The sequence below is a fragment of the Bacteroidia bacterium genome (assembly GCA_025056095.1).
GTDB lineage: Bacteria > Bacteroidota > Bacteroidia > JANWVE01 > JANWVE01 > JANWVE01.
The window spans coordinates 1-11417 of sequence record JANWVW010000079.1 but is presented as its reverse complement, the minus strand read 5'-3'; the positions used below and the strand labels follow the sequence as shown (position 1 = coordinate 11417).

The following is an 11417-nucleotide window of genomic DNA, read 5'->3' as shown; positions in this document are numbered from 1 at the left end:
GTTAGCGGAGCACCGAAGCGAAAGCGTAGTGCGGAATGCCCCGACCCTTGCGTCAGCAAGGGGCACGCCCAAAAAAATAAAATAAATCCATAAAAGTTACACCAATTGTTACAAATTATTATTGCCAATTTTCTATGGCTTCTATAGCTGCTACACGAATAGCCCTTTTAGGATGATTTACATACTGCTGAATAATATGAAGATACTTTCGGTCTGTGCCTAAAGCTTGCAGCGTTCCCACTTGCAGTGCTGGTATTTGCAGCATCATTTGAATGATATTACTTAGCCGTTCATCTTGCTGCTGAATGAGAAAAATAAGAGCATTACATACATTAGTTTCCCATTTAAGTGCTTTGAAACCTGTACTATCATGCTGTATGGTATAAATGGCTTGCTGTAAGTACTGAAAAACTCTATCTTGGACTTGAATGTCATTTTTCAAAGGGGCTAACGCCTTGAAAATGTAACTGTTATCTTCTGCCCACAGGCTATCTAAAAGTACTTGCTTAGCGGATGGAGTACCTAATTTTCCTAATGTAATTGCAATTTCAGTTCGTATTTTGCGTTCCCTTCTGAACCATTGCAACAAAGTAGGAACCACAATGGTATCTTTCCAAGCTGCAAGCATTTCTAAAAAAGCTTTTTTAACAACAAAAACTGTATCTTTGGTATAAGTTTGATACGCAAAAACTTTTACGGCTTCTGTGGGATAATACTTTAGTCTTTGAATAGCAGCTCTGCGAAGTCCCGCATCGGTTGTGTCTTTGGCATACCTAAGTAAGTATTCATCTGCACCTGAAATTTTTTGTCTGACTAATAGGCTATCATATAGTGTCAATTCTTCGGCATGGGCTACTTCTTGCAATCCCCATTTAGCTACTTCGGGGTTAGGATGTATGCTTATCAAAGCATGCAGTTGTCGGCGTATATCTAAATTGTTTTGTTCTTTAAGCATGGAGATATATCTATCGTAAGGCTCATAATGTTTGAGTTGATACAGTGAGAACAAAATCTGACGAACGTTCCAAGCTGTTACTTCTTTATTCAAACTTTCCATTAAATAAGGTACAACGCCGATATTCTTAAAATATCCTAAACTACCTTGTACGGCTGCTCGAACATCTGGGTCATTGTGCTGCAACAGTGGAATTATATCCAAAATTTGTATGTTTTTTGGGACTTTGTCTGGTTTTAAGAGGTTCGTGCCCGCTAACCTTTGCACAGCTTTATCAGGATGAGATTGAGCTAACCGCAGCAAAGTGCTGTCAAAGTAGGAATACAAGTGCTTTGTAATAGCTAATACTAACGTTCTACGTTTTTGTAGGGGTAGGCTATCATTTACTAACTGCTTGTGAATGAAACGAATGCTAAATGTATCTTGTAAGTATGCACTTATTTGGCAAGCAAAATCTAAGTCTGCTTTTGGGTTTTTGGGGTCAAATTCTTTTTTAAGTTGAAGTATAAGAAGGCTATCTTGCTGATGGTGAGCTACGGTTTGAAATACTTTTAAGGCTTCTGTGCGTATGTTGTGCGTATTATCTTTAATCAAGTCGGACAGAAAGGGGATTGCATAAGTGTTGTTTTCCCACTCCATAGCTTTTAGACAAGCTATTTTAGTTTCAGGGTTAGTGCTTTCTTTGTATATCGTAACTAAATGAGTGTGCAAACTATCTGAAAGCGTAGGAATGAGTTTTTTTTGCTTCAAAATTTGAGTAATAAGGTCTAAAAAGTTAGGTGTAGTGTGCCGTAGGTGGTTATATATCACGTATTCAAACGTTTTTAAGTAGTATTCATTGAGAATTAAACTCGGCTTAAAGGCACCTTGATTGAGTTCTAAAAAAGTGAAATGTATTTGCTTGGTATCGCTTTCTAGGGGCGAAAGTGCAGCAATTTCATACTTTTTGTCTTGGTTTAAATCGGTTAGAGCATATTCTACCCCTGGGTCAAGTCCCCACATCATATCTAACAGAGTATCTTTTGCCCATTTATAGACAAAAATATTTCTTGGTGTAATCCCTTCAGTATCCCCGATAACTATAATTTCATCTCTTTGATTATCATCTATATCCTGTATCCACACTGTACCTGTATTGAGAAATTCTATGTGAGTGTTCATACCATAAACGAATTGTGCTTGTTTTGTAGTGTTGTTGTAGTTCAAAACAGTGAGGTAATAATCTCTGTATCCTTCGCCAATGTCATGCGAGAACTGAATAACTGCTTCTTTTTCAGGTGTGCTATCTAATTGTGCAAAGAATACATCAGAAAGTTTATCGCCTTCATTGTTCTTAAAAAATTCGTGGTTTTTAAGGGTTTGTACAAAAATATTGGTAGCGGGTTGCGTATATGCGTATAGACACAGTATCCAAAAAATAGCAAGTAGCTTACCTTTGAAGTGAAGCATGTTTCAAAAATAAAGATTTTAGTCTATTTACACGTAGTCTGAACTAGTTAGCTTTACGGCATTTCAAAAAATTTTCCACATTTTGACTACATGGTCTTCTCCCCCTGTGTAAGCGTATCTACCATCAGGGGAAAAGGTAAGTGAATAAATAATCTCTTTATCTTCGTTGAAGATGGCTATAATTTTACCTGTGATAGCATCCCGCAGCCGAATAGTTTTGTCTTTACTTCCGCTTAGGATATACTTGCTATCAGGGCTGTATGCAGCGCATAAAATTTCGCTATTATGACTGCGCCAAAGTACTCTAATCTCCTCAAAGTCATGCTCTACGTCCCAAATACGTAAAGTTTTATCCCAACTACCAGCTAAAAGTCTTTTACCATCAGGAGAGAAGTACAAGCAGGAAATAGGTAGGATGCTTCCTCTTAGCACTTTTACTTTATTTTTCTCATTATAAGCCCATACATATACATTCTTATCCGAACTGCCAATAGCTAAAAGGGATTGTGTAGGATGAAAATGTATGCAGTTGACTTCATATTTTGTAGGCACTTGCCACTCATGTACTTTTTTTTGCGTACGCAAATCCCAAATGCAAACTATTCCTTCATTATCAGCCGAAGCTAGTAAAGTACCCTCTGGGCTATAAGCTAATGAAAGTATCTGATTGTGCGATGTAGGTATCATAGCTATTTCCTTAATGGTATGGGCATCCCATATTCCTATTTGTTTTTGGATATAGGGTGCAGCAATTCTATTTCCATCAGGGCTGAAAATTGCTATTCTAGGATTGATGCCCATAGTGTAGATGATATTAAGTGGATTGCCTGTACTTATATCCCAAGTACGGATACTTTTATCTGCACTAGCTGTAACTAATTTTGTACCTTGTTTATTGACTTGTACAGAGTTTATTGGACCTGTATGACCAACAAATGTTTTGATAATAGTATTTTGAGTTTGTGTTTCTACGAATTCAGAGGGATTAGAAAGGTCATATTTGAGTTTAGGCGAATCTGAAATTCTTTTAACTCTCCAGTTAATAGCCACAATGAATGAAACAAATAAGGTAAAGAAGAGTATAGCTATTCGAATTAAAAACTTCCTTGCATTCCAATTCAATACTCTTTGTTGAACAGGTGTGTAGTAAACTTGACTTTGGCGGACTTGTCTATACGGCTGCGTAGGGGACTTTCCTTGTGGGTAGCCTTGTGTAGGTTGATTTCTAAACCTTTTAGTAGGTGGTGCCACAGGAGAAGCGATTACTTGATGCGGAGCTGCTGCTCGTACAACGGGCTTTTTACGTGGTAAAGGTTTGAGGTCAATTTCAGGTTCTTTGGGAATGCTTAACTCTGTAAATTTTTCTATTTGAGAATATGGTTTAAGGGTATTTATCCAAGTAGTGTAAGAGGTTCGCATGGCAGGATTGTAAAAACCTTCATTAAACGTAGCGTCAAAGCGTTTGAAAATTTCTTGGGGTATAGCTTTTTCTAACAAAATAAGGTACTTTTCATAGAAAGGAAGAATGCTTTTGTTAAAGTAAGTTGCATTTGTATCACATTTAGGCCACCTATGGTATGTAAAGTAGTGTTTCATCGTTCTTTCACTCAAGTCATTGAGATAGAAAAAAGGGTGTTTAAGAAAAATAAAATAATGAATGCCTACCGCTACAGACCATATATCAGACAATAGATTAACCTTGACGGTTTGGATGATTTTTTGTTCAGAGAGTTGTTTAGCAATTTCGGGTGCTATCCATTCATTAGGTTTGCCCCATGTGCTAGGGCTATCTTGGGCACTTAAAGTAACTGCACCACTGTCATAGTCAATAATAACACTATTAGGCTGTTTTATGCCTATAAATACATTTTCTGCGTTGATATCAGCATGAATAAAGTTTAATTCTCGTAAAACTTGAAAACCTTCTACAAGGTCAAGAGCGTATTTGATTTTTTGTCCAAGAGAAATTTGATAGTATTCCTGTGTAACTTTTGGATCTTCAATAATTCGGTCAAATTCTGCATATTCATTTCTATTCAGACGGTTAGCTAAATATCCATATACCTTTTCACCTTCTAAAATACCTGCAAAACTTAATTGGGGTAGTGCGTACAGAGCTGGTATAGCGCTGACATTTTTATGCTGTTGAAATCTGATAAGCCCTTCTTGTAACTTTTGTATAGTTTGAAAGCTTTTTTGTGCATTACTATCTTCATGAAAAATTTTGACTACTTGTGGAATAGGTGTTTGGATATTTCCATTAAGACTTTGGCAAAAGTACAACTCTCCGAATCCTCCCGAAGCAAAAGGTTTAGGTTTTATTTCAATACTGCGAATAGGAATGTTAAATATCTCCTGTATTTGCGAACTTAATACTTGTAGTGTCTTAATGGACTTCATAAGAGAAAAACAAAAATACGTAGAATTCAGTTTTTTGAGAATTGAGGTAGTTTATAGGTCGGTTCAAAGTTTTTGTATATTTTTGCTTATATGTATGACTTGCGGATTTTATATCATTTAGGTCGTTACACTATGATGTTGGGGACGTTTTTCAGAAAACCTGAAAACAATAAGATTTATTGGGAACAGTTCATGCGTAGTGTAAATTCTATTGGATTTGGTAGCTTGGGAATAGTATTTCTGATAAGCTTGTTCATTGGTGCAGAGAGTGCGTTAGTAGCCATGTATCAAATTACTTCACCTTGGATACCTGATACACTAGTGGGCAGTGTAGTCGAACGTTCAATGAAATTAGAGTACGCACCTACTATTACGGGTTTAGTATTAGCAGGCAAATTAGGCTCAAATATAGCATCTGAATTAGGCACTATGCGAGTGAGTGAGCAAATTGATGCACTTGAGGTAATGGGGATAAATTCTTCAGGATATTTAATTATGCCTAAAGTAGTAGCAGCAGTGATTTTATTTCCAATTTTAGTAACCATTGCTTGGGTATTAGGAATATTTGGGGGGTATTTGGCAGTAAAGTATGCGGGAGATGTTACTGTGCAAGACTACATTAACGGCATGCGTATGGAGTTTATTCCCTTTGAGTTAGTTTTTATGTTAATTAAATCTGTGGTATTTGGCTTTTGCATAGCTTCTATTTCAGCATATCAAGGTTACAATGTTAAGGGAGGAGCTTTAGAAGTAGGCGATGCAGGTACAAAAGCTGTAGTCTATTCGTGCATAATGATTTTATTCATGGATTTTGTATTAGCTAAAATTTTATTGTGAAATTTATGCGGCCACTTAAAAAAATGAATTATAGTTGAAATAGTTGAATGAGCAAGTTGTATAATCAAAATCACTTTTTTAATTTTGCATAGCATGCGCGTAGACATTATCTCTGCTGTACCTGATTTGTTGTATAGTCCCTTGAAGCACAGCATCTTAAAGCGGGCACAGGAGAAAGGCTTACTCGAAGTACATATACACAACTTACGAGACTATGCTACTAATAAACACAAGCAAATTGATGACACTGTGTATGGCGGAGGTGCAGGTATGGTACTCATGATAGAACCTATTGATAATTGTATTTCTACTCTCACACAGCAAAGAAAATATGATGAAATCATTTATTTGTGTCCTGATGGCGAACTATTTACACAAAAAATAGCAAATCAAATGAGCATGCTCAACAATCTGATTCTACTATGCGGTCATTACAAAGGGGTCGATGAGCGGGTGAGAGAGCATTTAATTACTCGGGAAATTTCTATTGGCGATTTTGTATTAAGTGGGGGTGAGTTACCTGCATTAGTTGTCGTGGATGCAATTGCTAGGCTTATTCCAGGTGTACTTTCTGATGAAACTTCTGCCCTTACCGATTCTTTTCAAGATGATTTAATTGCTCCGCCTGTTTATACTAGACCTGCAAATTATAAAGGATGGAAAGTTCCCGAGATTTTGCTTTCAGGTAATTTTGCAAAAATAGAGGAATGGCGCTATGAGCAATCTATTATTAGGACGCAAAAAAAGAGACCCTATTTGATGTTAAAAAAATAACTTTGAAAAAAATAGTTTGCAAGTTTGTTTCTTTCTTTTTTATTTTGAAAAACCAATGAAACCAACTATATGCTAGACCGAAATAGCGTTACTATTATTGACGAAAATTCAGTAATAAGGGGAAACCTCAAGTCTAACAGTAATTTGAGGGTAAATGGAAGGGTTATGGGAAATATTGTTGCACTGGGCAGGGTAGTTATTGGAGAAAATGGATTTGTAGAAGGAAATATTGCAGCTCATGAGTTAGAGATAATTGGAGAGGTAATAGGAAACTTGAAAGTAAAAGATACACTTACCCTAAAGCCCACTGCTCGTGTTTTAGGTGATATAGAGGTTATGTATCTTGTAATAGAAAAGGGGGCTAAGCACGTAGGGGGATGTAAAATGGAATTAGATATGGCTAATGCTATACCTGAATACTCTAGCGAAGAAATTAAACTATTAGCTGGAAGTCAAAGCTGAAGTGTTTAATGAACTATTGTAGGGCATGGGCGCAAACTTCCACCTTTTATGCGACCAAAGCCACGTATGGGGCTCACGTTGTATGTCCTTTTCTAACTGATGAGCATATAACTTCATAATGTACTGAGTTTCTTGCTTTTTATCTATTATCGTTTTTGTGGGGGAATATAAATGTATAAACTCTATCTGATAGTAATGACGTTTAACTTTGCGGATACTTCCGTAATAAATAGGCACATTTGCCCCCATAGAAAGCCAAGCTAAACCTGTAAAAAAAGGTGTCAAACGATTGAGAAAAGGTAACACACACTCTTTGTCTATTTCCAAAGGTCGTTGGTCAGATACAGAGCCTAGCAATACCTTCTGTTCTTTTTGTTTGAGTCTTCTTAGAACTGCTAAAGGTTGTTCAGAGGAATACATTGTACCCCCAAATTTAGTACGCATCTTATTAAGCAACTGCTCTACAGATTTATTACGAAGTGGCTTGTAAAAACCTATTGGATAAATTCTCTTATCCTTGAAATAAGCCCCAAACAACAAACATACCCATTCCCAATTGTTTTGATGGGATAGTGCAACGATTATGTTTTTATCTTGTTGGAGTATATCCTGCCATGCTTGATTTTCTTTGATTTGAAAATGCTTCAAAATATCTTTCTCAGACATTGAAAACCCCTTTATTGTTTCTACAATAATATCCGCTAAGTGCTTGTAAAAATTTTTTACAATAGCTTCGCGCTCACTACTGTCCAAGTTGGGAAAGGCATATTGAATATGTTCTCTTACAACTTTTTTGCGATATCTAACTATATAAAAAAGAAAAACGTATATTATAGCACTCATGCCGTCAAGTATTCTCCAAGGCAGATAACTCACAACATAAATACAAGGTACAAGCAAAATCTTAGTAGTTAAATCCATACAAACGCGTACAAAAGTAGAAAAAAGAATTTTTTACAAAACAATCCGTCATAGTTAATTTTTTCTGCTTCATTTTCAGATTGTTACAAATTTTTACAACTTTTTATCACAAAAATGCAACTTAACATTTTGTAATTAAAAAAACTTATTTTAATTTTGTAACGTGTTAAAACAAAAAATCAAATTCAAAAGTTAAACATTAATTGTTGAAGCGTATGAAAGCGTTCATTTTCAAAGGATTGGTTTGTGTTGCCTGCGTGGTACTCCAAGCTCAGACGTTTGATGCTGTGAAAAAAAGTGCCGAAGCAGGCGATCCAAATGCACAGTTAATTGTGGGAAATGCGTACTACTATGGTACGTATAACAACACAGATGTACTGCAAGATTTTACCCAAGCTGTATTTTGGTACACAAAAGCTGCTGAACAAGGAAATGTAAAAGCACAAATTCAGCTTGCTGACTGTTACCAAAAGGGTAATGGTGTGCCTGCTGATGCAGTTACTGCAGTAGCTTGGTTGAGTAAAGCCGCCTATAAGGGGGATAAGGATGCACAATTTGCATTAGCGAATGCGTATGCAAAAGGTCAAGGGGCAGCGCAGAATGATAGCACAGCGCTATACTGGTACAGTAAAGCAGCTGCACAGGACCACACTGAAGCTCAAATGACCGTTGCTGAAATGTACGAAAAAGGAAAAGGTACAAGACAGAGCTATGCTCAAGCAGCTTTTTGGTACCATAAGCTAGCAGAAAAAAATTATGCTCCTGCGCAAGTAAAATTAGGTACATACTATAAAGATGGTTTAGGCGTAAAAACAGATTACACACAAGCGATAGGCTGGCTAACTAAAGCTGCTAACCAAGGGAATACAGAGGCATTTGTTTTATTGGGAATGTGCTACGAAGCTCCAGGTTCGCATCAAGATTATAGTAAAGCTATACACTATTACGAAAGAGCAGCTGAAGCTAAAAATGCATCGGCTTTTTATCAATTAGGAAACTTTTATTACAGAGGTCTTACAGGTAACCCTGATTATAATAAGGCAGTAGATTATTACACCAAAGCAGCAGACGCAGGTGATTCCCGTGCATACATGATACTATCTGAAATGTACATGGAAGGTAAGGGAGTTACCAAAGATGAAGCCAAAGCGGTAGCTTGGGCTATCAAAGCGGCAGATAAAGGAGATTTAAATGCACAAAAAAAGGTAGCTGTCTATTACATGAAAGGACAAGGCGTATTGCAAGACTTTGCCAAAGCTGTGGATTATTATACGAAAGCAGCTAATCAAAACGATGCCGAATCACAATTTATGGTAGCAAGAGCCGCAGAAGAAGGTGTTGGCGACTTACAAGATTATGTCAAAGCAGCATTTTGGTATCAAAAAGCAGCTGAAAACAACTATGCACAAGCTCAAGTAAAACTCGGCAAGTGCTATGAACTTGGACAAGGAACTACCAAAGATCCCATTCAAGCAGTTCATTGGTACACAAAAGCCGCAAATCAAAACTATGCAGAAGGTCAATATGAGCTGGGAAGGTGCTATCAAGAAGGTATCGGTGTAACCAAAGATTATTCCCAAGCAGCAAATTGGTATGCCAAAGCAGTAGCTCAACAAAACACTAACGCCCAAGCAGCTTATGGCGTTTTACATGAAAAAGGTTGGGGCGTACCCCAGGACTATAACAAGGCATACACTCTATACTTTGAAGCCGCCAAGAAAGGGCATCCAATGGCACAAAATAATCTAGGCATGCTTTACGAAACAGGTAATGGTACAGAAAGAAACTTAGCTAAAGCTTTTGAATGGTATCAAAAATCTGCTGAACAAAACTACACAGAAGCAATGTATAACCTTGCCGCTTGCTATGAAGAAGGTAAAGGTGTAAGTAAAGACATGAGCAAAGCCGCTGATTGGTATGGCAAAGCCGCTCGTGCAGGATATGCCCCTGCGCAAGATAAATACGGTTTATGCTTAGCTGAAGGTAAAGGCGTAGAAAAAGATGAGAAAAAAGCTGTGGAATTTTTTACTATGGCTTCCGACCAAGATTATGCCCCTGCACAAGTTAATCTCGGAGATATGTATGCAAGTGGTAGAGGAGTAACCTTGGACTATGCAAAAGCACTTAATTATTACCTTAAAGCCGCAGATAAAAATAATCCACGAGGACAACTTCAAGCAGGTAAGTGCTATATCAACGGTCAAGGTACACGAGTAGATAGTGTCAGGGGCGTAGAACTCCTTATTAAAGCCGCCGACCAAAACATTACCGAAGCCCAATTCCATGTAGCTTATGCCTATGAACATGGTATGGGAGTTCCTAAAGACCAAAAGAAAGCAGTGTACTACTATAACCGCGCCGCAGAGCAAGGTTTTGCCAGAGCGCAGTATGCCATGGGGTACAACTATCTCAATGGTATAGGCGTAGATAAAAATCCACAAATAGCCGTTTCTTGGCTTAACAAAGCCGCTGAACAAGGTGAAATCTCTGCTCAAATTCTTTTGGCAAACTGCTACATGAACGGTATAGGTGTACCTGTCAACGAAGCACAAGCCGTACATTGGTATAGCAAAGCCGCTAATGCAGGTAACCCCGAAGCAGAGTATCAACTAGGTATGTGCTACAAGTTAGGCAAAGGTATAAAAAAGGACATGAATCAAGCCGCAGAATGGTTCCAAAAATCGGCTAATCAAGGCAATGCTGATGCGCAAGCCCAGTTAGGATTATGTTATTACAGGGGCGAAGGCGTTCCTCAAAACTACTCTAAAGCCATAGAACTCCTCCAAAAAGCCGCTGATAGTGATAACGTAGAAGCCCAATCCTGCTTAGGCGAAGCTTATACCTTAGGCTACGGAACAAAAATCAACCTTGAAAAAGGAACCAACTATCTTATTCGTGCCGCAGAAAAAGAAGATTATAAGGCACAGTACCTTCTTGGTATGATGTATCTCAATGTGGGATACTATTCAAAAACCAAGCAAAAGCAAGACAAGTCTAAGGCTAAAAAGTACCTTAGCATGGCACACACCAATCCTAACACGCCGACCGAAATCAAAATAGAAATTAAACGCTACTGGGATGATAACGGTCTGGCGAGAATACGCTAAACAATTAATGTTACGGGGGCTACATTAAGCTCCCGTTTTTTATTAGCATACCTGTTTTTTATGTAAAATGAAAAAAATATTCAGATTAAAAACTTTAACTTTTTGGGCGTGCCCTTGCCCACACTGCGCTGCGCTTGTGTGGGCAAGGTCGGCGTGCTTCGGGCTACGCTTTCGCTTCGGTGCTTCGCTGCGCTACGCACTGGGCTAACGCCCACCCTCCGCATGCCTCACGCAAAAAATTTAACCCCCTCATTTTCAACACGTTCGTTTTTTTTGAACTTGCTTTTCTCAAAACCAAAAACTATCTTTGTGCTGTTAAATTTCCAAAACTTATGAAAGATGTCAAATTACAATTACTCATTACTTTCATTGCTTTGAACTTGGCAGCCGGTTTTGGACAAAATACCGAAGCCCAAAGTAAGTTAGCCAAAGCTGACCGCTTGTTCTTTATAGAGAACAAAGGTCAGTGGCATAGCGATGTGTTGTACCTCTGCCGCATGGGCGGCTTGGAC

At 37.9% G+C, this 11417-nt stretch carries 9 protein-coding genes; 5 read left to right on the top strand and 4 right to left on the bottom strand.

Translation table 11 applies throughout. The features are described from left to right. Positions 1-118 precede the first annotated feature (118 nt). Entirely contained in the window at positions 119-2404 is a 2286-nt protein-coding gene (locus NZ519_07370; protein MCS7028574.1) for a HEAT repeat domain-containing protein, read from the bottom strand. Positions 2405-2467: 63 nt separating this feature from the next. Then, a complete protein-coding gene (locus NZ519_07365) occupies positions 2468-4804 on the bottom strand; it encodes a WD40 repeat domain-containing serine/threonine-protein kinase (protein ID MCS7028573.1) in 2337 nt (778 codons plus the stop codon). Positions 4805-4903: 99 nt separating this feature from the next. On the opposite strand from NZ519_07365, the gene NZ519_07360 reads away from it, so the two are divergent. The 3 genes from NZ519_07360 (at position 4904) to NZ519_07350 (ending at position 6877) form a co-directional block, all read left to right on the top strand. Continuing rightward, a complete protein-coding gene (locus NZ519_07360; GenBank protein ID MCS7028572.1) occupies positions 4904-5641 on the top strand; it encodes an ABC transporter permease in 738 nt (245 codons plus the stop codon). Between the two features lie 93 nt (positions 5642-5734). Next, positions 5735-6415 (top strand): tRNA (guanosine(37)-N1)-methyltransferase TrmD, encoded by a 681-nt coding sequence (gene trmD / locus NZ519_07355; GenBank protein MCS7028571.1) that lies wholly within the window; start codon positions 5735-5737, stop codon positions 6413-6415. 69 nt (positions 6416-6484) lie between these two features. Then, positions 6485-6877, top strand: a complete 393-nt coding sequence (locus tag NZ519_07350; protein MCS7028570.1) for a polymer-forming cytoskeletal protein — start codon at positions 6485-6487, stop codon at positions 6875-6877. Here the strand turns inward: NZ519_07350 and NZ519_07345 are convergent. Beyond that, the gene (locus NZ519_07345; GenBank protein MCS7028569.1) at positions 6857-7798 is read right to left on the bottom strand and encodes a lysophospholipid acyltransferase family protein; all 942 of its coding nucleotides are present in this window, start codon (positions 7796-7798) and stop codon (positions 6857-6859) included. The genes NZ519_07350 and NZ519_07345 overlap by 21 nt on opposite strands. Positions 7799-8013: 215 nt before the next feature. Here NZ519_07345 and NZ519_07340 point away from each other — a divergent pair, with 215 nt between their 5' ends. Then, positions 8014-10905: a tetratricopeptide repeat protein gene (locus NZ519_07340; protein ID MCS7028568.1), complete on the top strand. Its 2892-nt coding sequence runs from the start codon at positions 8014-8016 to the stop codon at positions 10903-10905. A gap of 80 nt (positions 10906-10985) precedes the next feature. Here the strand turns inward: NZ519_07340 and NZ519_07335 are convergent, their stop codons facing one another. Next, the gene (locus NZ519_07335) at positions 10986-11129 is read right to left on the bottom strand and encodes a hypothetical protein (GenBank protein ID MCS7028567.1); all 144 of its coding nucleotides are present in this window, start codon (positions 11127-11129) and stop codon (positions 10986-10988) included. A gap of 108 nt (positions 11130-11237) precedes the next feature. Here NZ519_07335 and NZ519_07330 point away from each other — a divergent pair. Further along, the coding region (locus tag NZ519_07330; GenBank protein MCS7028566.1) for a hypothetical protein at positions 11238-11417 on the top strand (180 nt) is incomplete at its 3' end.